This window comes from Priestia abyssalis, from assembly GCF_002019595.1.
GTDB classification, from domain to species: domain Bacteria; phylum Bacillota; class Bacilli; order Bacillales; family Bacillaceae_H; genus Bacillus_BA; species Bacillus_BA abyssalis.
This window is the reverse complement of sequence record NZ_KV917369.1, coordinates 5,315,286-5,338,012: the sequence shown is the minus strand read 5'-3', so window position 1 is coordinate 5,338,012 and position 22,727 is coordinate 5,315,286. Positions and strand designations below refer to the sequence as shown.

Sequence of the window (22,727 nt, the reverse complement as noted above, 5' to 3'; positions counted from 1 at the left end):
CAACACATCAAAGGAGCGATTCTTATGTTTCAACAGTATAACACAAACCAACTCATTCTTCCATTAGATATTGAAGTATTGATTCCCCCACATCACGCCTGCCGAGTGGTCGACCATGCGATTGAACAAATGGACATGAACCTGTTCTTGTCGCAATATCCTGGAGGCGGCCGTCCTCCTTTTCACCCCAAACTGATGGTAAAAATCATCGTTTATGCCTACATTAAGGGAATCTATTCCTCCCGAAAAATAGCGGAACAGTTAGAAGAAAACATCTATTTTATGTGGTTAGCTGGCCATCAAAAGCCCAATTTCCGCACCATCAACCGTTTCCGTTCCGAGCGTATGAAAGACATTATCTATGAAACCTTCTTCTCGATTGTGGATTTACTTCATCAGGAAGGAATGGTGAAGCTGGAAGATTACTTTGTGGACGGAACCAAAATTGAAGCCAACGCAAACCGATATACGTTCACATGGAAAAAAGCCACAGAACGGTATGATCAACAACTGAATGAGAAATTCCGGCAGCTGGTGGCGCACATTGAAGAGACGACCGAAGAAGACGAGCAGGCCGAACCACTCTCCACGCCGGAACAGGAGACACCGATTACGTCTGAAAGGATTGCAGAAACGATTGAAAAGCTGGAGAATCGACTTCAACAGAAACCGAAGGACCGCACACTCAAGAAAGTAAAACGCCAGCTTGAACAAGACCTTCTTCCCCGGAAACAGAAGTACGAAGAACAAACGCGAATCCTCGGTGAACGGAACAGCTATTCGAAGACGGACCACGATGCGACCTTCATGCGTATGAAGGAGGATCCTATGAAAAACGGACAACTGAAGCCTGGCTACAATGTACAGATCGGAACGGAAGAGCAGTTCATCACCGGATTCAGCCTTCACCAAAAAGCTGGAGATACGACTTGCCTCATTCCTCATTTGAACGTATTGAAAAAGTACCATCGTCCAAAACCGAAAGCCTTGACGGCCGACTCAGGATACGGAAGTGAAGAAAACTACGCGTATTGCGAAACCGAACACATCAAGGCGTATGTCAAATACACCACATTGGATAAGGAACAAACGAAAGCATGGAAAGAACAAGTCAGCCGTTTAGAAAATATGACATATGATGAAGAATTGGACGAGTGGATTTGTGCGAACGACAAACGTTTGATGTTTCAATATGAAAGTCGACAGAAAACAGACAATGGCTATGAAACCATCAAACGAACGTACCTTTGTACCGAGTGTCCAGGTTGCCCTTTTCAATCAGCTTGTGCCAAGGATAAGGAAACGAAAAGCATTCAAGTGTCCATGAACAATCAAAGGCAGCGAAAAGAGGTGCGCGAACGGCTTTCATCGGAAGAAGGCTCCCAGAAGTATCGGAAGCGAAAAATCGAAGTGGAACCTGTCTTTGGACAAATCAAACACAATCAGGGATTCAAGCGATTCTCATTAAGAGGCCTTTCCAAAAATACGGTGGAATGGGGTCTTATTTGCGTTGCCCATAATCTCAAAAAATGGGCCACACAAATAAAAATAAAGCAAAAAATGGCCGGATAAAGAGAAGGAAATCCCTTCAAATGAACGGATTTATCCAATTATAACCAAATCATTACACCAAAAAGAAAAGCTGGGTCAAAAAAGTCGTTAATCAACGACCTTTTGACCCAGCTTCCTTCAACCTCCTGAAAATGAATCGTCATCAGAAATCCAGTAAAGGCGAGAATTAGAAGCAGACGGTTCATTTCAATTAAAAAATAGGGACACCTTCCAATAAGCTGTTTTCTTATCGTCCATATTTCGTATACGCAGAGGGGATAAGGGGTCGCGCTGTTGTCGGCAGATAAAAACTGGTATAATGACGTAAAACAAAGGTTTAATCCTTCTCTTAAGAGTAGTATAATAAAAAAGTTGTTACTGAACGGGTTTGTCGATCATGTCGAATGATGCCATTCGACATGATCGACAAACCCGGTTTAAAAGATAAGAAAGCATCACTCTTTCGATGAGTGAGTGTCTAGCTCCAGGCGCTGCCGGCTCTCGGGTTTAGCTGATAGACAGGCGCTTGCGCTTTTCTTACAAAAATTTAAATGAATTAGGTGTATGTCTGATGCGTGTAGGCATAATCGGAAACTATGGGCATGACAATAATGGGGATGAAGCCATTTTGTCAGGCATTTTGACACAATTAATAGAACATCTTGCCGTCAAAAAAGAGAATATTATTGTATTCAGCAACCATCCAGAAAACACAACGAACCGATACGGGTTGAAATCGGTCCGTTTGCTGCATAAAAAGGGAAACTTTTTGCTTTCCGTTTTACATACCGTCAAAGAAAGTTATGCCATTATGAAGCAGCTTGATTTATTGATTATCGGCGGCGGCGGTTTGCTGATGGATATGTACAAACGTGATGCACCGCTTTACAGCACATTAGGCCAACTCGGGCATTACGCAGGCTGCAAGGTGACGATTTACGGAGTGGGAGCCGGTCCTATTACGACAAAGCCCGGTACATTCTTCATTAAACAGCTTGTGAATAAAGCGGATTCTATTTCGGTTCGGGATGAGCATTCCAAACAGCTTTTGCATTCGATCGGCATTCAAAAAGAGGTCAAGGTCATTGGAGACCCTGCTTTTTTTGTTCCTTCAAAAGAGAGAGGGCCGGCAGGGTCAAACGTGCAGAAGGTGGCCGTGACAGCCGTTCCTTATTTCAGCCGTCAATACTGGCCGTCTGCGGATGACCGAAAATACGGGGCTTATATTAGAGGGATGGCTCAAAACCTCGATCGCCTTGTAGAAGAGAAGGGTGTGGAAGTGACGTTTTTCTCTACGAAATACCCGCAAGACATCGAAGTGACAAAGGATATCTTTCAGCAGATGAAACAGCAGCATGCTGCTGTGATTGTAGAAGAAAACTTATATCCGGAACGCATTGTCGATATTTGCCGGGAGCATGATCTGGTGATTGGAACGAGGCTTCATTCTTTAATATTGGCAGTCGTTGCAGAGACACCGATTATTGGGATTGGTTATCACCAGAAAGTCCAAGATTTTATGGGAACGATCGGAAGAACGGAAAACTTTACAGCTATCGACTCCCTTGAGACGAACGGCCATCAGTTTTTATCCCTTGTGGAGCGGATGGAGACGGATTGGGCGGGGACCTTAAAAGAATTCGAAACGATTTCAGAAGCCTTTAAACAAGAAGCGGCAAAAGGAATTGAGCAATTAACGAAATTAATGTAAGCATGGTGAATGATACATGAAGAAAAAGAAAATACTTGTGCTCAGCAACATGTATCCCGGACAACAAGCCAAGACATTTGGGATTTTTGTCAAAAATCAGGTAGAAGCACTGCGCAAGGAAGGGCTTGACGTCGATGTGCTGGCTGTTACCAACCCGAAGATGGGAAAAGCCAATGTATTGAAAAAATACGGAATGTGGCTGCTTCATACGTTAGGGAACTTGCTGACGAAAGGGAAGGCATATGATGTCGTTCATGCCCATTATGTGTTTCCGACTGGTATGCTGGCATTATTATATAAAAAGCTTTGGAACAAACGGATGATTGTCACGGCGCATGGAGGCGACATCGACCGCATGGCCAAGAAGTCTCCAAAGATCCGAAAATGGACGGAAAGCATTTTGCGGGAGGCGGACCATGTCATTGCGGTCGGCCATGAGCTTCATCGTACGATTCATGAAGAATTTCATGTGCCTCACGAAAAGCTGTCCATCATTAATATGGGTGTGAACCGTGATGTATTCAAGCCGATTGGACGGGAAGCTGCCAGACAGCAGCTGCAGCTTCCTCCAGATGAAAAAATCCTTTTATTTGTCGGGAATTTAATTCGTCAAAAAGGCTTAGTGGAATTAATTGCGGCTTATGCTAAAGTGAAACGAGAAGAACAAAACGCATCCCTGTATTTAATCGGTGCCGTCAAAGATGTCGGCTTTCGCCGGGAACTGGACAGGCTGATTAAAGAGCATGATCTAAAAGACGTTCATATTTTGGACGCGATGAATCAAAAGGAGATTGCGGTATGGATGGGGGCGGCCAATATATTTGTACTGCCATCGCATATTGAAGGGTTTGGCCTTGTGGCACTTGAAGCGATGAGCTGTCATACCCCTGTTGTCGGCACAAAGGTAGGCGGACTTCGCTATTTGCTGGCGGACGGTGCCGGAGTGCTTGTGGAGCCTCATGATGATGAATCTTTATATAAGGGAATAGCAGATGTATTAAAAGATGGACCATTTGTGGAACAATTGTTAGAAGAAGGCGAAAACCGAGCGCGAGAGAATGATCAACGATATTTAATTCAAAAAGTGTTAGAGGTTTATTCTCCTCCTGGAGGGTAGAGAGAAATGCTAAAGAAAAAAAATAAACGGAAAAAAGTCATGTTCATTGCTTCTCTTGGAGGGCATTTGACGCAGCTGCTGCAGCTGAAACCTCTTTTTTCCACATATGACTACCATATTGTGACAGAGCGATCTGTCATTACAGAAGAGCTGAAAAAAGAATACGAATTGTCATTTTTAATGTATGGAGCGAGAAATTATTTATTCCGCTATCTGTTCAAGTTTACTTACAACTGCTTTAAGTCGTTGTATTTATTTTTAAAAGAAAGACCAGATGTGATCGTCACAACGGGTGCGCATACAGCCGTACCGATGTGTTACATTGCAAAACTCTTCGGCAAAAAGGTCATCTTTATCGAAAGTTTTGCCAAGACGACGACTCCGACGCTTTCGGGACGGCTCATTTATCCGATTGCCGATTTATTTATCGTGCAGTGGGAATCCATGAAAGTGCACTATCCAAAAGCTGTATATGGAGGTTCAATCTATTGATCTTAGTTGTGTTAGGAACGCATGAGCTGCCGTTTACAAGGCTGTTAAAGGCTGTGGAACAGCAAATCGAAAAAGGGAATATTAGAGAAGAAGTGATTGTACAAACCGGTCACACGTCCTATAAGTCCTCTAAGATGAAGCTTGTTAAGTTTACAAGCTATGAAGAAATGGACCAGCTGTACAATCAAGCTTCTTATATTGTGACGCATGGCGGGACGGGCTCCATTACATCAGGACTCAAGAAAAACAAGAAAATGATTGCGGCGCCTAGACTGGTTAAATATGGTGAGCACAATGATGACCACCAGCTGGAAATTGTGAATCAGTTTGAAGCGACGGGTCATTTAATTGCCTGGCACGATGAGCAGGATTTAGGCGCGGCCATCGAGAAAATTTACTCTTTTCAACCTGCTTCTTTTCAAAGCGGACGAAAAGACATTCTTTCCCTTATTGAAAACTTCATTGAAGAAAATGTGTAAGTTGCGAGGGGAGAAGGAAGGGATAAAGGATGCCCAAGAAATCACTTCTGAAAATCATTGGTGTTGTCACGATCGTCAACATCATTTCTCGTTTATTTGGTTTTTTGCGTGAAGCCGTCATCGGTTATCACTTTGGAACATCCGCTTTGGCGGATTCGGTCATTTTGGCCTATACGATTCCGACATTTGTTTATTTGGTGGCAGGCGGTGCCGTTACAACCGCGTTCATCAGCATTTACAAAAAAGTCGGTTCCATCAGGGAACAAGAGCAGTTTAAAGAGCTCATTTTTACGTATACAACCATGAGTATGGCCCTGTTGTCACTCTTCTTTATTCTGTTTTCCCGTGAAGTGACGGATGTCTTGTTCAGCGGGTTAACGGAAGGAGAAAGTGAGAAAACTGCGATGCTTTTGGCTATCATGGCGCCTTCGACCCTGTTTCTAGTCATGTCGATGTGGTTTTCCGGTTTATTAAATATACAGGATCGTTTCTTTGGCCCAGCATTTTCGACGCTAGTTAATAATGCTGGTTTTGTTTTGCTTGCGGTTCTTCTATATCCCTTTATGGGAGCACAAGCATATGGATGGGGGGCCTTGCTTGGTTCTATTAGCATGATCGTGCTTCTTGTAAGGGATTTAAGGCGCGACCGTTTGCTTTCTTTCCGTTTTCGATGGGCGATGGAAAACGGGGAATATGCGAAGCGGATGATGAAAGTTGGAATTCCGATCTTGCTGGGCGGTGCGACGCTGCAGTTTTATTTTCTGCTTCACCGTGTATTTGCTTCCCAATTGGAAGATGGGGCAGTGGCAGCCCTGAATTACGCCTCAAAGCTTGTCCAGCTTCCGCAAGTCATCTTAATGACGGCTGTCACGACGGTCATCTATCCGACGCTGGCTGCAAAAGCGGCCAATCGCCAGTTTGCAGAGATTTCCGTTATGTATGATAAAGGCTTGCGTCTATTGCTGATGGCGATTATTCCAGTTTCCATCTTCATTTTTTTCTATGCGCGTGATTTGGTGGAATTGGTATTCGAATATGGATCTTTTACAGCAGAATCAACGGTTGTTACGGCAAGACTGCTGCAGTTATTTGTAATCGGGATGTTTGCCCATGCTGCTAATGTGTACGTGACTCGTTTCTTTTATGCGATGGAAAAATCGTTGTACCCGGTTGTGAGCGGTGTCCTGGCGGTATTCGGTGTGAATGTGGTTCTGATTGCGTTATGGATTGAAAAGGGTGGAGCCGATGCTATTGCTCTTGCTACAACGATCAGTGCCTATTTTCAACTTTTTTTCCTATTACTGGCTAGTCGTTTCGTGTTAAAATTAGCAAGGAAGAATACACCGTATTTGACGAAATATGGGTTGTTTTTTGTTTTATTGGCGATAGCATCCTACGGTATAAGCAAAGTAATTCATATACATATTGCCCTGTTGAATGCAGCGGCGGGATTTGTGTTTTTTATGCTGTTGGTGCTGGTTATCGGGAAGATATGCCGGATAGCCGAAATCGAGCAGATCATCAAAAAGTTGAAAAAATCACCGTAGCAGTTTAGGAGAGGAAATGTGATGAAGATAAATAGATGGCTTTTATGGGGTTCTTGCTGTTCGCTGCTGGCTTTGTCAGCCTGCAGTGAGGAAGCGGCGAATCAGGAAGCGAAAGCGGCGGAAAGCCTGGAAGTGGCAAGTGTCGATTGGGCAGAAGCCGAAGTGAAAAAAGTGGAGACGAAGACAGATGATCTCACAGCTAAAGCGGATGCACTAAAGAAAGAAGTGGATATGCTCTTAGCGAAAGAGCAGGAACAGTCGGTTTTTATCGATGTTCCAAATGGACCTGCAGGCCACTGGGCTTATTCCCATATTATGAGTTTGTATGAAAAGGACATCATTCGCGGATACCCGGAGGAGAAAAAGTTTTATCCGGAAAGAACGATTACAAGGTATCAAGCGGCAAGCATGCTCATCAAAGCATTTAATTTACCGTTGTCCAACACGCCTTCTGTGTTTAAAGACGTTCCCGATACTCATCCGAACGTACGTGAAATCATGACGGTATATGAAGCGGGATTCTTTAAAGGGAGCAACGGTTTTTTCAAGCCGCTTGAATCGATGCAGCGAAAGCATATGGCTCTCGTGTTGCAGCGGGCCTTTGAATTGAAGGAAAAAGACACGGAAATCAATGATTATAAAGATGTACCGCCGCAGATGGAAGCGTATGAAGCCATTAAAATCATTTCGCAGTATGGTATTGCGACAGGGAATGACGGCTATTTTAAGCCGGAAGACCCGACAAAGCGCTCCCAGTTCTCAGCGTTTGTCGACCGAGCGCTGCAAATCAAATAAGAAGCAAAAAAGTGATGGGCCTGATGGCCCATCACTTTTTTAATACAATTTTTTAACTTCAATGCCCGTATAGTAATGCTTTAAGATGGCATCATATGAATGACCGGCTTCAGCCATGCCCCGTGCGCCCCATTGGCTTAAACCTGTGCGGTGGCCATAGCCGTCCCCTTTAAAGGAGAAATTCGTCGGATAAGTCGGTAATAGGCTGCTGCCTTCTTTTGTACGAACTTGAATGTTTATGTCTTCAATGTACTCGGTTGTTCCATCGGCTTTTTGGATTTTGTAGCCGATTAAATGACCTGTTTTCTCGGTTGCTCCGCTTCCGTTCATGATAGAAGAGGATGAATTGGAAGAAACGGAAAATTTACTGCTTTTTAGCCCTCCAAACAAGCTGCGATATGCATCTGGATATTTAGCTGATGTTCCCAATAACTCCTTGGTTGACGTTTGCTTCGATGACTTGTCATAAATGGTAGCTGTCACCTGCTTGGCATTGCCGCCCTCTGTACGGGTCGCGACCTGCAGCCCTAAAAGCATTTGAGTGCTTGGCAGCTGCAGTTTTTGGGCAATGGTACTCGTTGGAACGGATTTCTCCCATCCGTAATGAGTGTTACCCGGATGGCGGTCAAAGTTATCTTGGACAGAATGGATGTAAGGAACGGCGTTACCCCATACGTCTTCTGCATGTTCGGTTTTCCCGCCAGAGCTGGAATAAAAATATGTTTTAACGGGTTTTCCGTTATAGGTTACATAGACACCGGCTGTGTCCATGACAGCTTTGTTCGAGTTTGCATGTTCTTTTGTCTTTCCTAGATACACTTGGTGAATGGTGGTCATTTCCAATACGTTGCTTTTTTCAAGATCAGTATACGCGTATCCTCTTGCTGCAACAGCCTGAGCTTTCACCGCTTCTGTATGCCATGAAGCAGGCATTTCACTAGGAACGACACCCTTCAAATAGTTTTCCATATCAAGCACATTCAGGACGAGAGGGCGGTCTTTCCCTGGTTTAACGGTAAACGAACCGCGAAATGTCATCGTTCCGTCCGTTGAACCGGACGCTGTTTCCATCCCTGTCAATTTGAATGCATTTTGGTCACTGACCGTTGTTTCATATACTGCGAATCCCGCCGGAGAAGTGAAAACCTCTGTTCCGGACGTCAATGTAATTTGGCCGTTTTGCTGTTGAAAGGAAAGGGCGGTTTGTCCGTTTAACGGAATGATTGCATTTCCATTCAAATCCATTACCGAGTAGGTGCCTGTAAGAGTGGCAGAAAATGCAGGCTTTTGCAACAAACGTACTTTCACTTCCGTCTTATACGAGAAAGGCAAGCCGCTGCTTGCCGCAAAAGAAGCAGATGGGAATAGGATCATACATGTGAGCATCAATAGAAAAGGCATCCATTTTTTCATGGGATCACCTATTTATTTTCCAGCTCTTGTTTGAGCTTTTCTACTTGGGATTCAAGATCTTTTACTTTCGTTTCTAAACTATCTACTTTCTTTTGCAATGGGTTGATTTTGCTCATGACCCATTCAACGCTCGCCAAAACAGACTCTCCGTTCGCCGAGGTTTTAGTTGCTGCCAATCCGGTTATACATAACGTGGAAGCACAAACAATTATGGCTATTTTTCGTTTCAAACGTAACATGAGAACCTCCTGAATTCGATCTAAATCATGTTATTAAGCTATCTATCTAGCATTATAGCAAAATCAGGAGGAATTTTGACTAATATTTGAAGAAAAGAAGGAAAATTGTAGATAAAGAAGAAAATGTATAGATTGATTTAGAAAGTTTGACATGGCCAAAGAACGGCCATGTCAAACTTTCTAGACCTAAGCGGATGCCACCCCCCTTGCGGGGGTGGCGCCATCCGCATAGGTGAATCTTTGAGGGGCGATTCAAGTTGCCTGGATGGCTGATTGAGAACCTTCGGATAGAATAAAAACGTGTCGAGCTATTAAGTAGAGTATATAGATAATAACTGAAAGGAGAGATAGGTTGAGTATAAATTTCTATTTAAGTCATAGATTCATTGTGTTATAATCCAAGTTGTGAGTCGACTAGAATTGACAAGATTTCCAACTCTTTTGAAAATTCAAACAAATATACGGCTGCTGTAGAAAGAAAATGATTCATTTGCGGCAATAGGTTGAATCAAGCTGCCGAACCGTATATTTCGAATCGTGCGATAAAGATGTAAGTTGTATCCATTGTAAAAGACACGTATGTGTAAGCAATCGTTTTGGTTAAGATAAACTTAAGGAGGGTCTATATGTTATATTTGACCTTGTTTATTTGTTTTATTACATCTATTTTAGTCACTCCTTTGGTCAAAAAATTGGCCTTTAAAATAGGTGCTACAGATAAACCAAATCAACGTAAAGTTCACCAGCGCATTATGCCGCGTCTCGGGGGTTTGGCGATTTTCATTAGCTTTCTTGTTGGGTATTTTATTATGCAGCCAACAAGTATGTATGCTTTTCCGCTTTTAATCGGAAGTTTCATCATTATCATTACGGGTGTTTTCGATGATATGATGGAGCTATCGCCGAAAATAAAGCTTGCAGGGCAGCTTCTCGCTGCAGGGATTGTCGTCGTGTATGGCGGTGTTCAAATTTCATTCATTAACTTGCCGTTTGGCGGGACATTAGAATTTGGATTCTTTAGCATTCCATTAACGATTCTTTGGATTGTTGGGATTACGAACGCGATTAACTTGATTGACGGTTTGGACGGCTTGGCAGCCGGGGTATCTTCCATTGTGTTAATTACCATTTCAGGAATGGCGATTATGATGGGGAACGCTTTTGTTACAACAATGGGATTCATTATGCTGGGAAGCATACTTGGTTTTCTGTTTTATAACTTCCATCCGGCGAAAATTTTCATGGGAGATACGGGAGCGTTATTTTTAGGATATATCATTTCCGTCTTATCTCTTTTAGGATTTAAGAACGTTACTGTTATTTCTTTTATTGTTCCGGTTATCATTTTAGGTGTTCCGATTTCAGATACATTCTTTGCGATTATTCGCCGAATTGTTCAAAATAAGCCTTTATCGGCTCCTGATAAGTCGCACTTGCATCACTGCTTGCTGCGCTTGGGATACAGCCATCGCCAAACGGTATTGATCATTTATGCGATGAGCGCCATTTTTGGACTAGCGGCGGTCATTTTCTCGAAAGTACAAGGAATGTGGGCATCTCTTCTTGTATTGGGCATCTTGCTTGTAGCCATTGAAATCATCGTCGAAAAAATTGGCTTAGTCGATAAAAACTACCGACCGATATTAAATTTTGTGAGCGGCGTTCGATACAGCCGCGTAAAACAGTAAAGTAAGAAAAGCGTAAGTGCCTGTTTAGCCCTGACGAGTGCTGGAAGCTTTCTATAGCAAAGGTGCTTTTCACCTTTAAAATGAACGCTGAAGGGACTCGAGGGTTTGGGTACTGAAGCTGGACATGATTAAAAGTATAAATTCTGATATCTCATTAAATTAAAGCGGCATAGAGAATCCGGTCACACTAGGGATTTTCTGTGCCGCTTTATTTGATTAAAAAGTGTATTATTTTGTTAGGAGAGCGATAATAAGGATGATTAAGTCCGTCTTCAGACTGATTCTTGTTATCGCAAAATTCAAATAATAATTGAATCCATCAAAACAGCAAAAGATAAACAAACGTATAACGCTATCGAACGATCTATAGATGAACGACATGATTCCCAAACATCTCAATTATGTGAACGCCTACTAGGAAAAAGACTATACTTTAGACATAGGGTAATCATGGGGTGTGTCTCACAAATTAAAATTAGAGTATGACCCAAAATTCGTCCAAGTCAGCACTATTAATCTTTTGATAACATAAAAAGTCTACTTCTAATCGAATTAAAAGCAGACTAATTTTTATGTCTATTATACTTTAAAATTCTCAGAGCTTAGCAAGCAGTCTAGTATTAACAGAAGTTAATACTAAGAAAGAAATCTTACAGATATATCCTCCTGCATTTCTGTAAGATTTCTTTTTATACACTTTGAGTATGTATTATCTGTTAATTTTTAATTTATTGAAAGATCGTCTGAGTCTACTGCAGTAAGGTATTTTGTACGAGCTGAATCCGAATACAATTGTACTTCTACAAAGTTTCCTTCTGATGTATTTATTTTACTTATATCAAAAGATTTTGTAGGTGATTGTGAAGAGAAACTGCCAGTAAAAGTTTGCGAGGAAGCATAGTCTCCTCCTCCAGTACGCATACTCATTTTATAGTAAAAAGTTCTATTACACTTACCATTCGTTTTTGCATAAGCATCAACTGTGCTAGCCCCTGAACCATATGATGTAGCATCGGTCCATACTTGGACTTGGCAACCTGTTCCTGAGCTTGGTACACTTGTCCAAGAGCCTGTCGCAGCCTCTGCTGTTCCGATTGATGTTGCTATTACTAAACCGGAAATAAGTGATGATGTAATTGCTAGTTTCTTTGCTTTTTTAAACATTTCTACTAATTCTCCCTACTTGATGTATTTTCTATAACAATTACATTTTAAAGAAAAAAATGTTATTTTCAACCATATATTTATTTTTATAGTAAAAATGGTTATTTTATACTATTTTATGAATAGGATTTTTATTTTAGTAATCAATAAAAATTACGTTTGATTGATAGTATATAATAAAGTATGTTATAAGGTATGGGGTTAAAATAAACGCATGGGTTAAACAATACTATATAAATGCTATGTAGTTTTCTCTTACTCAGTTTTTTTATCTAAGAAATAACTCGCTCTCCTAAAACTAAAAACATCGTTCTCCCTTAAAAAGGGAGAACGATGTTTTTAGTTTTTTTCCACGTTCTTTTTAGTTGTAGATTCACTTTCCTCCATTTTTGCTTCCAGTTCCTCTAAAGGTGTACTGCCTGGCATCTTAAGGTGTGATTTTAAAAGTTCACTCACTTCTTCAATAGATTCCTCATGCAATTTGTAATAGTAGGCACTCCCTGGCTGATAATCTTCGCCTTTTAATGAGAGTGTATCGATTTTAACATTCGAGCCATGGGTTGCATAGTCATAAAACGACAGCATCTCGCCGAACTTCATGTTCGTTTTCATGTTATCGCCAACGGCTTCAATAATGTCGCCGTATTTTGTGATGGATCCCATGGAAGCTGCTTCTTTTACAATGGCTTGAATCAGCTGCTGCTGGCGTTTCCCACGTTCGATATCGCTGTCATATTTTCGCGTTCTGGCGATGGCCAGTGCTTCTTCACCATTTAATGTTTGAACGCCTTCTTTAAGGACGATTGCGTTACGGCGATCTTGAGAGTCTTTTTCTTTTAAATCATAAGGAACATCAAACTTAATTCCGCCAAGTGAGTCAACAACCTCTATGAAGGCATTGAAGTTTACTTTTACATAATAATCAACAGGTACATCAAGCAGATTTTCAACTGTTTCAATGGTACATAATGTGCCGCCTTCTACATGAGCGGCGTTGATTCGTGTCTTTTTATTACCGCAAGCAAGCTCTACATAAGAATCACGGGGAATGCTAACCAGTTTTACTGATTTATCTTTTTCATTGAGCGTTGCTAAGATGAGAGCATCTGTACGAGTAACGCCTCCCTTATATCCGGAATAATTCTTTTTGCGCATTTCGCTTTCATCAATTCCAATAAATAAGACCGAAATATTGTCTTTTTTCGGATCAATTTTCTCGTTCCTCATAGGGGACGTATCGCGGTTTCCGACTTCTTCAAACGAGTCGGTGACAACTGATTTCGCTTTTGCGAATAAATACGAACCGTAGGCAGTGGCGCTAAGACCAATAATTAAAACCGGTAAAATGAATAAGAAAAACAGTCGTCGTCTTCTTTTTCGCTTATTTACCTTCTTTTGATAACGTCTATAATCAGACATATGGTTTCTCCTTTTTAAGAAAGAATGAAATCATCTTTTTGAACAGCCTCTTTTAATAGTATGTGTGCAAGAGATGCACATCAACACCTGCTCATCTGTGTATAAATTTCCTAATTAGTCAAATGAAAACATTCAACAAAGTACGCCAAATTTCATTGTACATGTTTTTTGACTATTCGTAAACTGTCACTTTGCTGCTTATGCTTGAAGGATAGGGTTGTGCAAATGAGGCTGTGTTTCGAACGCAAGCTTATATTGTCTAGCTGCGGCTCCTAGCCTTTCGGTCGTTTCACTTCTGCCCATGAAACCAAAGAACGGTTTCCCGGTCAGGAGCTCCAACGCCTCTCAAGGCTGAACAGTCGCCTCCTCATTTCTTATATATCTTCCTCTAAATAGGTGACATCGCCTTTTCGGATGTCACATTGGCCGTTTGTGAGCTCGATCATCCAGCTGGTGAAGGCTTCCGTTTGGCTTTCTTCCACGAATGTTTCCACTTCGACTTTATCAAGGTAGTGAATTTCTTTCAGGCTGTATACAGATGAACGCAATTCATTCTCCAGTTTTCCTAGCCATGTATAATCGACCGTTGTATGCATGACTTGCATGAGTGTACGCTTTACTACACCGACTGCATCAAGCCCTTCAGAGACCGATTTTCCATATGCTCGTACAAGACCGCCTGCTCCCAATTTGATCCCGCCAAAGTAACGGGTCACGACAACGACCGTGTCTTTCAGTCCACGCTTTTTCAATACTTCAAGCATAGGTACGCCGGCTGTTCCACTCGGTTCGCCGTCATCATTTGCTTTTTGGAATTGATCGCGTTCCCCGACTAAATAGGCAGAACAATTGTGGGTGGCATTCCAATGCTGTTTTTTGATGTCCTGAATAAACTCCTGGGCTTCTTGTTCCGTCGTTACCCGTTTGACATGACAGATGAATCGGGACTTTTGAATGACGATTTCATGCTCGCCCTGTCCCTTTGCGGTATAATATTGAGGTAACAAAAATATCAGACCTCCTGATTACTCATAATAAAATAAAATGTAATGTAAATGTAACGTGGGTGTAACGTCCTGGTGCTATCCCTTTGATACTATATGCTTAGTAGCGAATATGTCGTTTTTTCAATGAATTTGTAACCTTTCTTCATTATAAAGCGTCCTATTTTATGCGGCAAATAATTCTTTTTAGGTGATTAAAAAAAATATTACTAAAATTATGCTATTGTCCCCCATAAAAAAAGAAGGGGAACGAATTATATAGAGAGAAGGTATATTCAAAACTGCATATGCTGCAACAGGAAGTTTGCCTATTAGAGGTGAAACAATGTCCAAAAATAAATTAACAAGCAAAGTTTTAGATGAAATTTTAGATAAAATCATTTTTACGGTCGATGACAGTAAGGGCGAGATTTACCGCATTGCAGAAGATGCAAGAAAAGAATACGGACAATTGAAACAAGAGCTTGAGCAGCTGAAAAGACAGGTAATCGAAACGATTACAGAGGGAGAGCGGATTGAAATGCATGCCCGCCTCGCTCGGCAGCGCCTGTCTGAAGTCAGCCGGCATTTTAAGATTTATACAGAGCCTGAAGTGAAAGACGCCTATGAAAAGGCACATGGATTGCAAACGAAGCTGATGATGAACCGCCAAACGGAAGCACAGCTTAGAAGCCGCAGAGATGAGGTTGAACGTCGTTTAGTGGCCCTGAATGAGACCATGGTTCGTGCCGATCATTTAGTGGGGCAAATCTCTGTCGTATTAAATTATTTGACGAGCGATTTAAGGCAGGTCGGTGAAATCGTAGAAGATGCCATCCAGAAAGAATATTTCGGATTTCGGATTATTGAGGCGCAAGAAGAAGAGCGTAAGCGGTTATCACGCGAAATCCATGATGGTCCGGCTCAAATGCTCGCGAATGTGATGATGCGTTCAGAGCTGATTGAGCGCATTTATCGTGAACGTAGTCCAGAAGAAGCATTGCAAGAGATACGGGATTTGCGAAAAATGGTTCGTTCGGCTCTATATGAAGTTCGTCGCATCATATATGATTTAAGACCGATGGCACTTGATGATTTAGGCCTAGTTCCAACACTTCGGAAGTATTTAGATACAATCGAGGAATATAACAATGGATACCCAAAGATTACGTTTATTTCCATTGGACAGGAAAAGAGAATTCCATCAAAATTAGAAGTGGCCCTCTTTCGTTTAGTACAAGAGGCGGTAGCGAATGCCTTAAAGCATGCGGATGCCTCTGACATCCAGGTGAAAATGGAAATGAAGGATCAGCATGTAATGGTCACTGTTCGCGATAATGGAAAAGGTTTTGATCAATCAGAGAAAAAAGAAAATTCTTTTGGCTTAATGGGTATGAAAGAGCGGGTTGATTTATTGGAAGGTGAGTTGAACATCACTTCTAAAATAGGCAGTGGGACACTTGTTATGGTTAAAGTCCCAATGCCCGCTTCGGCAAAGTAAATAGATAAAGATCAATTTTATACGGTTGGGGAGGAGTTAAAGATGAAAACGAAAATCGTCATCATTGATGATCATCAATTATTCCGTGAAGGTGTAAAGCGTATTTTAGACTTTGAACGCGATTTTGAAGTGGTAGCAGAAGGCGATGATGGACAAGAAGCGTTGCAGCTTGTTGAACAATATGCACCGGATGTGGTCATCATGGACATCAACATGCCATCTGTCAATGGTATAGAAGCAACAAAACAATTAGTCGAGGCCAATGATGAGACGAAAGTCATCATCTTATCGATTCATGATGATGAAACATATGTGACACATGCCCTACAAACAGGTGCGCGCGGCTATTTGCTTAAGGAAATGGATGCAGACGCATTAGTACAAGCTGTTAAAGTAGTCGCAGAAGGCGGTTCTTATTTGCATCCGAAAGTCACACATAGTTTGGTGAAAGAATATCGCCGCTTGGCGTCTCAGGGACAAGCCTCTACATACTCGATGCAAGAAGTGGAAATCCGCCGTCCGCTGCATTTATTGACGCGCCGTGAGTGTGAAGTACTGCAACTTTTGGCTGATGGTAAAAGCAACCGCGGAATTGGAGAAGCTTTATACATTAGTGAAAAAACAGTTAAAAACCATGTGAGTAACATTTTACAAAAAATGAACGTGAATGACCGTACCCAAGCAGTGGTCGTAGCCATTAAAAACGGTTGGGTAGAGGTTCGCTAACATCTGAAACCATACAAAAATAGGACATGGGCAAAAACACGCTCATGTCCTATTTTTTGTGCATAAGCGGTTGCCAAGATTCCTTGCGGGTCCTTGGCAACCGCTTATGGAAGAACCTGTTTAAGATATAAGAACAGAAAGACCTAAATAGGATAAAACTCAGTCATAAAGGTTAGCCAATTAACTAATACTTTTTAAATCCCGGAAAACGTTGCTGTTTCCTGGGATTTTGTTTTTTTACAAAAATAATTGATTGTACCTTGCACAAAATTTCTAATGACATTAGGCATTTAGTTATATAAAAAAATTAGCGGAATTTGCCGATAAAAAGAACAAATCATGAACGGATTTCGGAGCGTGAAAACCATGCAAATTCAAAATCGGCTGTGGGCGAGGGGAAAAGAAATAATACCGGAATCTCCTAATTTTCAGCAGGGAGATGTAGTGAAGGGCAAGATTATAGAAAAACTAAGTAATCAAGAAGCGATGGTCCAAGTAGGTGATCAAAACATTAAAATGAAATTTTATTCACCAATTGGTGCTAAAAAGGAAGTAATGGTACAGGTTCAAAAGATGGAAGGAGAAACGGCAGAAGTTAAAGAGTGGAATGCTGTTTTGCCCAAGGCGCCGTTATCATTAAAGGTGGAATCAATTATAGATATACTTGGAGGTTTAGAAGGGGAAAAGAAACTAAAAGAATATATCAGCCGGCAGTTAGAGAAGGGGGAGATGAGTGAAGAGCATATAAAACCTATTGTTGATTTTTGGAAAGAAACAAATGGAACATTTGAAAATAAACAAAAAACAATAGAAAGGGTTCTTCAGAAAAAATTGCCTATACAAGCGGGGGTATTACAAGTGGTTCATGAAGCGCTGCACGGAAAATGGGCTTTGACCATGGGTGATTCCATTCAGTCTTTTTCAACGGAGGATGTGCAAGAAACCACATTAGAAATACAAACTCTAGTTAAGTTGGCTTATGAGGGGTTAACCTCAAATGTTTCCGTAAGAGAAGAACAAGAAGAGCTTGAGAAACTATTAGAAGGAACTATTGAATCTCAAGATAAACCAGGGAGCATGATAGAAACAAGCGACCAAATGATGTATATGACTCCTATAGAGTCGTCCTCGAAAAATGTAATTGTAACGGCTGTTACGACGAAGATGAAACACCTTGCAAAAGAGTTTCAAACTTATCAAAAGGAAGCAAATCAAATTCTTCAATTGCTGGAAAAAAGTATGCAATCAAACAGACAGCAGGCAGTGGAGCCTTTATTGGAGACCACCATTCATAAGTTGGATAAAGTGATTTTGAAAAGCGACTTTTTATTGTATGCCGATATGAAAACGGAAAAATCCATGCTGCAAGCAAGTACTCTATTGAATGAAGCCAAACACCTCTTTGTAAAGGGCGAACTGCAGTCTTCCTTGAAAGTCGTTCAGCAAGTAAAAGAGATCATCCAACAACTTGAATATAAACCTTCTGAAGTGAAAGTGGTCCACTATGTGAAAGATGAAGCGCTGTCTGCTGTGAAAGAGTCCGCCTTGCAGCAAACGATGCAAAGAACGGAGCGGTTTATATCACCACAAGAGATGACAGGTAGGAAAGCATTTGAATTGATTCGGCAACTGGGGTTGAATCGGGAACATGAATTAATGGATTCTCTTGTTTTTAAAAGCAAAGAGACACCGAGCGGGCAGGATGTAAAGAGTGCGTTATTAGCTTTACAGGAGGGACAAGGAAAGGAAAAGCTTCCGTCAGCTTTAACGAATATGCTGCAGCAAGTAACAGGACAGCAATTATTAAATAAGCATGAAGGAACGAATCAAGTGCAAAATGCTTTTTTTCGCCTTCCTCTTCAAATTGGTAAAGAAGTAAATGATGTAAAAGTATTTATTACATCTAAAAATAAATTTGACAAGATGGATTGGGAAAACTGCAGCCTTTATTTCTTATTAGAAACAAAAACAGCCGGCGATTTAGGTATTTCTCTGAAGTCTGTTAATCGTCAGCTTAGCATCACATTTAAAAATGATAATGAGAAATTTTTAGAAGAAGCAAAGCCGTTAACAGAGAAGCTTTCCAAGGCGATTCGTGACATTGGTTTTCAGATTACATCGGTGCACTATGACAAGCTGCTTGAGAAACGGGGAGAAGAAGGAAACCAAGTGTTCAAAAGTCCAAAGTCTACTTTTAAATGGGAAGGTTTTGATTATTCGGTATGAGCCATTATTCACCTTATCAAGGAAAGCTAAAATCTTATCATCCATATGGAGACAGCAAGGTTCAGTCTTTAAGTCAAACGTCTGGACAGCTTGTATCGAAATTGAAGAAGAAAGCAGAGGAGCAATCCTTCCCAATCGAGCAGGATGAATCAATGCTTGAAATGCTGACAAGTATGGATTTAGGAGAAAATATTCCTCCACAGTTATATGCAGTTATTGCTGAAATGCTTATGTTTATCCAAGAGATTGAAAATAAAGACACGGTTCGCCGGAAAGGGGACAGATGATATGGAAGTCCAGCGCGTGGCAAAAACGGTCAATCATAAAGTGGACAGGAAAGAGAAAGAAGTGGAAGATTCAATAAGTTTTACCCATGTTTTATCGAAAAAAAAGTATGAAGTGAGTGATGAACGATACGCTCAAATGCTGAAGGATATCGAAGAACAAGGAGAGAAGCTGGCCAAATATCAGTCGATTGATTCCCTAAGAACGTATAAAAAGCTAGTGAAAAAGTTCATCGATACAGCTGTGCAGAATGGACTGGAATTAAAAGAACAACGGGGTTTCAGCATGCGAGGAGGATCGGCTCTTCATAAATTAGTGAAGGAAGTGGATGAAAAACTCGTCCATTTGACAAATGAAGTGCTATCCAAAGAAAAAGAAGGGTTGCGGATCTTAAGCATGGTCGGAGAAATCCAGGGCCTTCTTGTAAATATCTATACATAACAAATAGGCGGCATATGGATACCGCCTATTTGTTTTTATGAAAACAGCCAAATATTAAGAATCTGTTAAGGTATTTTTAATGGCGGCAGGTTGTAATGCAGGCAACATCGAAATAGTGTAAAATAGGGTGAAAAATCTCTTTGAACCTCTACTAAAAGGATGGATTTTGCTAATGAAAACAGCAATTGTTACAGATAGTACGGCTTATATACCGAAAGAGCTGCGAGATGAGCTCAATATACATATGATCCCGTTAAGTGTTATCTTCGGGCAGGAAACATACCGTGAAGAAATTGATATGACCAATGCACAATTTTATGAAAAAGTGCGCGAGCAGCTGCCGACCACATCTCAGCCTCCAATCGGCGAGTTTGTCAATTTGTTTGAAACATTGGCAAAAGATTACGATGCAGCGGTTGTTGTAACGTTATCGAGCGGCATCAGCGGTACATATCAAGGGGCTGTTTCTGCAGGTCAAATGGTTGAAGGAATTGATGTGTATACATTCGATTCAGAAATCAGCGCCATGATTCAAGGGTTCTACGTTCTTGAAGCGGCTAAAATGGCAAAGCAGGACAAAACGCCGCAGGAAATTTTGACTCGTCTCAATGAAATGAAACAATCGATGAAAGCGTACATTATGGTCGATGATTTATCCCACTTGCAGCGGGGCGGCCGCTTAAATGCTGCGCAAGCTTTCGTTGGAAGCCTTCTTCAAGTGAAGCCGATCGTTCACTTCGTTGATGGAAAAATTGTTCCATTTGAAAAAATTCGCACACGTAAAAAGGCGTTAAAGCGTATTTTCGATCTTTTAGGTGAAGTGGCAAGTGAGGGAGCTCCAATGAAAGCTTCTGTCATTCATGCCAATCACCCGGAAGAAGGAGAAGAAATTAAGGCAGAACTGGAACGAGCTTATCCGAATGTAGAATTCAGCTTATCTTATTTCGGTCCTGTCATCGGTACACATCTTGGCGAAGGTGCAATCGGGATCGGCTGGTACAAAAAATAAATGAAGAGATGAAAGGGAAGGTGTACAAAGCATGCCTTCCCTTTCGTCTCCTGAAAAAGAACCGTCATGGAAATCCAGAAAGATTAGGATTTTTCGACGGTTCTTTTTAGTGTAAAAAAAATTTTTTAGCCAATATATAGATTCTCACTATTTATATTTTTTCTGTTTCTGCATCCTGAATAAGCTTATGCGTATATAATGTGACATAAGTGTTTTTACTCATGTCACATTATTTATGTAGATTTATCCTGCATTAGCGGGCAGTAAGACCCCCACTAATGGAAGTTTCCTTTATACACTGGCCGGAACTGATAGATAATTTAAAATTTTTTCAAGAAGTTCATCGGCCGTATCAGCGATAATATTTTCCCCGTTAATTAAGGCGTAAGGCTGGATTAAGCATTGACCGCAGTAATTGAGGCAGCGATCATCGATTACTTCTACGTTTGGAAGATTTCCTAACCGATCTTTTACTTCGTCTAATTCTCCTTCAAAGTTACAAGGGCAAAATTTAGCGATTATCTCCATATTGGTATCTCCTTTACATTCATAGTTAGAAATATGTTTGGGCTGATTTTACAGTCAATTTGAAATGTTGTGCAAGAGTACGGGTAAACGCAAGCACGCTTTAACGCAGTGATAACAAGCATTTATACAGAGGAAACGCGTCGATGTAAGCGCTTGCTATGAATAAAATAACGTTTTAATATTAAAAATGTTTAGAATAGTTATTTCGTTTTGAGGCGAATAACATCATTCATTTATTTAAAAAACAGTGAAAAAACGGGAGGGTATTTCAATGTCTGAAAAACAAGTAGAAGTTAAAAAACAAAAAAGGGAAGAAATTTTTCCAGTTCAAAATATTCATCATGTAGAGTTATATGTCGGTAATGCCAAACAAGCTGCTTATTATTATTCAAAGGCATTCGGTTTTAAAGTGAAAGCTTATCGCGGATTAGAAACGGGCTGCCGCGATCGTGTTTCTTACGTTTTGGAACAAGGAGCGATTCGCCTTGTTGTGACGGGGGCTCTTGAGGACAGCACAGATGTTGCTGCGTTCGTGAAGCTGCATGGTGAAGGGGCGAAGGATATTGCCTTAAAGGTGGCCGATGTAGAAAAAGCATATAAAGGAGCAGTTGAACGAGGCGGCATCGCGATTCGTGAACCATGGACGGAAAGCGATGGCAGCGGATCTGTTAAAAAAGCCGTTATCGGTACTTATGGAGACACAATCCATACGCTGATCGAAGTAGTAGACTACAAAGGGGCTTTCCTTCCAGGATATGAGCCGGCTGCTTTAGAAGTTGCTCATGAATCGACGGGTCTTGTTGGAATCGACCATATTGTAGGAAACGTAGAAAGCATGGATGAATGGACATCTTATTATGAAAATGTATTTGGCTTCAATGTGCTGAAACACTTTGATGACGAGGACATCTCGACTGAATATTCCGCTCTTATGTCTAAAGTGATGATGAATGGAACAGGGCGTATTAAGTTCCCAATCAACGAGCCTGCGGAAGGAAAGCGCAAATCACAAATTCAAGAATATTTAGACTTCTATAAAGGTGCCGGCGTGCAGCATTTAGCCCTTTTAACAAATGATATCGTCGCAACGGTAAGTGCTCTGAGAGCCAACGGTGTAGAATTCCTGAATACACCATCCACCTACTATGAAGATCTGACGAATCGCGTAGGAAAAATCGATGAGGATCTGAAAAAGCTTCAAGATCTTAACATTCTTGTTGACCGCGATGATGAAGGCTACTTATTGCAAATTTTCACAAAGCCGATCGTAGACCGTCCGACATTGTTCATCGAAATTATTCAACGTAAAGGTGCACTGGGCTTTGGTGATGGGAACTTTAAAGCGTTATTTGAATCCATTGAACGTGAACAAGCGCGCCGCGGAAACATTTAAAACGTATACATGCTTTAACC

The 22,727-nt window shown here is 41.2% G+C and carries 21 protein-coding genes; 15 read left to right on the top strand and 6 right to left on the bottom strand.

What is annotated here, in order from left to right:
* The first annotated feature begins 24 nt into the window (after positions 1-24).
* The 7 genes from BK575_RS25660 (at position 25) to BK575_RS25630 (ending at position 7,692) form a co-directional block, all read left to right on the top strand.
* Positions 25-1,572 (top strand): IS1182 family transposase, encoded by a 1,548-nt coding sequence (locus BK575_RS25660; RefSeq protein ID WP_078414350.1) that lies wholly within the window; start codon positions 25-27, stop codon positions 1,570-1,572.
* Positions 1,573-2,122: 550 nt separating this feature from the next.
* Positions 2,123-3,262: a polysaccharide pyruvyl transferase family protein gene (locus tag BK575_RS25655; RefSeq protein WP_078414349.1), complete on the top strand. Its 1,140-nt coding sequence runs from the start codon at positions 2,123-2,125 to the stop codon at positions 3,260-3,262.
* 16 nt (positions 3,263-3,278) lie between these two features.
* Positions 3,279-4,379: a glycosyltransferase gene (locus BK575_RS25650; RefSeq protein ID WP_235867444.1), complete on the top strand. Its 1,101-nt coding sequence runs from the start codon at positions 3,279-3,281 to the stop codon at positions 4,377-4,379.
* Between the two features lie 6 nt (positions 4,380-4,385).
* Positions 4,386-4,871, top strand: a complete 486-nt coding sequence (pssD, locus tag BK575_RS25645) for a PssD/Cps14F family polysaccharide biosynthesis glycosyltransferase (RefSeq protein WP_078414348.1) — start codon at positions 4,386-4,388, stop codon at positions 4,869-4,871.
* The gene (gene pssE, locus BK575_RS25640; protein ID WP_078414347.1) at positions 4,868-5,350 is read left to right on the top strand and encodes a PssE/Cps14G family polysaccharide biosynthesis glycosyltransferase; all 483 of its coding nucleotides are present in this window, start codon (positions 4,868-4,870) and stop codon (positions 5,348-5,350) included. The genes pssD and pssE overlap by 4 nt, the downstream gene beginning before the upstream one ends.
* A gap of 29 nt (positions 5,351-5,379) precedes the next feature.
* On the top strand, positions 5,380-6,897 hold the full coding sequence (murJ, locus tag BK575_RS25635; protein WP_078414346.1) for a murein biosynthesis integral membrane protein MurJ: 1,518 nt from the start codon (positions 5,380-5,382) through the stop codon (positions 6,895-6,897).
* A 21-nt stretch (positions 6,898-6,918) separates the two neighbouring features.
* Complete coding sequence (locus BK575_RS25630; RefSeq protein ID WP_078414345.1) at positions 6,919-7,692, top strand: S-layer homology domain-containing protein; 774 nt, start codon at positions 6,919-6,921, stop codon at positions 7,690-7,692.
* A gap of 39 nt (positions 7,693-7,731) precedes the next feature.
* Here the strand turns inward: BK575_RS25630 and BK575_RS25625 are convergent, their stop codons facing one another.
* Positions 7,732-9,105 (bottom strand): SpoIID/LytB domain-containing protein, encoded by a 1,374-nt coding sequence (locus BK575_RS25625; RefSeq protein WP_078414344.1) that lies wholly within the window; start codon positions 9,103-9,105, stop codon positions 7,732-7,734.
* Between the two features lie 8 nt (positions 9,106-9,113).
* Complete coding sequence (locus BK575_RS25620; protein WP_078414343.1) at positions 9,114-9,344, bottom strand: hypothetical protein; 231 nt, start codon at positions 9,342-9,344, stop codon at positions 9,114-9,116.
* A 626-nt stretch (positions 9,345-9,970) separates the two neighbouring features.
* On the opposite strand from BK575_RS25620, the gene BK575_RS25615 reads away from it, so the two are divergent.
* A complete protein-coding gene (locus tag BK575_RS25615) occupies positions 9,971-11,032 on the top strand; it encodes a glycosyltransferase family 4 protein (protein WP_078414342.1) in 1,062 nt (353 codons plus the stop codon).
* A 723-nt stretch (positions 11,033-11,755) separates the two neighbouring features.
* Here the strand turns inward: BK575_RS25615 and BK575_RS25610 are convergent.
* From BK575_RS25610 to BK575_RS25600, 3 genes are all read right to left on the bottom strand, one after another.
* Positions 11,756-12,196: a hypothetical protein gene (locus tag BK575_RS25610; RefSeq protein WP_078414341.1), complete on the bottom strand. Its 441-nt coding sequence runs from the start codon at positions 12,194-12,196 to the stop codon at positions 11,756-11,758.
* A 339-nt stretch (positions 12,197-12,535) separates the two neighbouring features.
* Positions 12,536-13,615, bottom strand: coding sequence for an LCP family protein (locus tag BK575_RS25605; protein ID WP_078414340.1), 1,080 nt, complete (start codon positions 13,613-13,615; stop codon positions 12,536-12,538).
* Positions 13,616-13,989: 374 nt separating this feature from the next.
* Positions 13,990-14,622 carry a YigZ family protein gene (locus BK575_RS25600; protein WP_078414339.1) on the bottom strand — a complete coding sequence of 211 codons (633 nt, stop codon included), beginning with the start codon at positions 14,620-14,622 and terminating at the stop codon, positions 13,990-13,992.
* Between the two features lie 322 nt (positions 14,623-14,944).
* On the opposite strand from BK575_RS25600, the gene BK575_RS25595 reads away from it, so the two are divergent.
* The 6 genes from BK575_RS25595 to BK575_RS25570 all read left to right on the top strand — a co-directional run bounded on the left by BK575_RS25595 (position 14,945) and on the right by BK575_RS25570 (position 20,786).
* Positions 14,945-16,099 (top strand): sensor histidine kinase, encoded by a 1,155-nt coding sequence (locus tag BK575_RS25595; RefSeq protein ID WP_078414338.1) that lies wholly within the window; start codon positions 14,945-14,947, stop codon positions 16,097-16,099.
* A 42-nt stretch (positions 16,100-16,141) separates the two neighbouring features.
* The gene (locus BK575_RS25590; protein WP_078414337.1) at positions 16,142-16,825 is read left to right on the top strand and encodes a response regulator; all 684 of its coding nucleotides are present in this window, start codon (positions 16,142-16,144) and stop codon (positions 16,823-16,825) included.
* A gap of 339 nt (positions 16,826-17,164) precedes the next feature.
* A complete protein-coding gene (locus BK575_RS25585) occupies positions 17,165-19,051 on the top strand; it encodes a hypothetical protein (RefSeq protein ID WP_078414336.1) in 1,887 nt (628 codons plus the stop codon).
* Complete coding sequence (locus tag BK575_RS25580) at positions 19,048-19,338, top strand: EscU/YscU/HrcU family type III secretion system export apparatus switch protein (RefSeq protein ID WP_078414335.1); 291 nt, start codon at positions 19,048-19,050, stop codon at positions 19,336-19,338. The genes BK575_RS25585 and BK575_RS25580 overlap by 4 nt, the downstream gene beginning before the upstream one ends.
* 1 nt (position 19,339) lies before the next feature.
* Positions 19,340-19,777 (top strand): YaaR family protein, encoded by a 438-nt coding sequence (locus tag BK575_RS25575; protein WP_078414334.1) that lies wholly within the window; start codon positions 19,340-19,342, stop codon positions 19,775-19,777.
* Positions 19,778-19,949: 172 nt separating this feature from the next.
* Positions 19,950-20,786 carry a DegV family protein gene (locus tag BK575_RS25570; protein ID WP_078414333.1) on the top strand — a complete coding sequence of 279 codons (837 nt, stop codon included), beginning with the start codon at positions 19,950-19,952 and terminating at the stop codon, positions 20,784-20,786.
* 291 nt (positions 20,787-21,077) lie between these two features.
* Here the strand turns inward: BK575_RS25570 and BK575_RS25565 are convergent, their stop codons facing one another.
* Positions 21,078-21,314 carry a YuzB family protein gene (locus tag BK575_RS25565; protein WP_078414332.1) on the bottom strand — a complete coding sequence of 79 codons (237 nt, stop codon included), beginning with the start codon at positions 21,312-21,314 and terminating at the stop codon, positions 21,078-21,080.
* Between the two features lie 271 nt (positions 21,315-21,585).
* On the opposite strand from BK575_RS25565, the gene hppD reads away from it, so the two are divergent.
* Positions 21,586-22,707 (top strand): 4-hydroxyphenylpyruvate dioxygenase, encoded by a 1,122-nt coding sequence (gene hppD / locus BK575_RS25560; RefSeq protein ID WP_078414331.1) that lies wholly within the window; start codon positions 21,586-21,588, stop codon positions 22,705-22,707.
* The last annotated feature ends 20 nt before the right edge of the window (positions 22,708-22,727 follow it).

What these genes read in the sequence shown, in the direction of transcription:
- BK575_RS25660 (WP_078414350.1), top strand. Translation starts at nt 25, where the DNA reads ATGTTTCAACAGTATAACACAAACCAACTCATTCTTCCATTAGATATT.
- BK575_RS25655 (WP_078414349.1), top strand. Translation starts at nt 2,123, where the DNA reads ATGCGTGTAGGCATAATCGGAAACTATGGGCATGACAATAATGGGGAT.
- BK575_RS25650 (WP_235867444.1), top strand. Translation starts at nt 3,279, where the DNA reads ATGAAGAAAAAGAAAATACTTGTGCTCAGCAACATGTATCCCGGACAA.
- pssD (WP_078414348.1), top strand. Translation starts at nt 4,386, where the DNA reads ATGCTAAAGAAAAAAAATAAACGGAAAAAAGTCATGTTCATTGCTTCT.
- murJ (WP_078414346.1), top strand. Translation starts at nt 5,380, where the DNA reads ATGCCCAAGAAATCACTTCTGAAAATCATTGGTGTTGTCACGATCGTC.
- BK575_RS25630 (WP_078414345.1), top strand. Translation starts at nt 6,919, where the DNA reads ATGAAGATAAATAGATGGCTTTTATGGGGTTCTTGCTGTTCGCTGCTG.
- BK575_RS25625 (WP_078414344.1), bottom strand. Translation starts at nt 9,105, where the DNA reads ATGAAAAAATGGATGCCTTTTCTATTGATGCTCACATGTATGATCCTA.
- BK575_RS25620 (WP_078414343.1), bottom strand. Translation starts at nt 9,344, where the DNA reads ATGTTACGTTTGAAACGAAAAATAGCCATAATTGTTTGTGCTTCCACG.
- BK575_RS25615 (WP_078414342.1), top strand. Translation starts at nt 9,971, where the DNA reads ATGTTATATTTGACCTTGTTTATTTGTTTTATTACATCTATTTTAGTC.
- BK575_RS25610 (WP_078414341.1), bottom strand. Translation starts at nt 12,196, where the DNA reads ATGTTTAAAAAAGCAAAGAAACTAGCAATTACATCATCACTTATTTCC.
- BK575_RS25605 (WP_078414340.1), bottom strand. Translation starts at nt 13,615, where the DNA reads ATGTCTGATTATAGACGTTATCAAAAGAAGGTAAATAAGCGAAAAAGA.
- BK575_RS25595 (WP_078414338.1), top strand. Translation starts at nt 14,945, where the DNA reads ATGTCCAAAAATAAATTAACAAGCAAAGTTTTAGATGAAATTTTAGAT.
- BK575_RS25590 (WP_078414337.1), top strand. Translation starts at nt 16,142, where the DNA reads ATGAAAACGAAAATCGTCATCATTGATGATCATCAATTATTCCGTGAA.
- BK575_RS25585 (WP_078414336.1), top strand. Translation starts at nt 17,165, where the DNA reads ATGAACGGATTTCGGAGCGTGAAAACCATGCAAATTCAAAATCGGCTG.
- BK575_RS25580 (WP_078414335.1), top strand. Translation starts at nt 19,048, where the DNA reads ATGAGCCATTATTCACCTTATCAAGGAAAGCTAAAATCTTATCATCCA.
- BK575_RS25575 (WP_078414334.1), top strand. Translation starts at nt 19,340, where the DNA reads ATGGAAGTCCAGCGCGTGGCAAAAACGGTCAATCATAAAGTGGACAGG.
- BK575_RS25570 (WP_078414333.1), top strand. Translation starts at nt 19,950, where the DNA reads ATGAAAACAGCAATTGTTACAGATAGTACGGCTTATATACCGAAAGAG.
- BK575_RS25565 (WP_078414332.1), bottom strand. Translation starts at nt 21,314, where the DNA reads ATGGAGATAATCGCTAAATTTTGCCCTTGTAACTTTGAAGGAGAATTA.
- hppD (WP_078414331.1), top strand. Translation starts at nt 21,586, where the DNA reads ATGTCTGAAAAACAAGTAGAAGTTAAAAAACAAAAAAGGGAAGAAATT.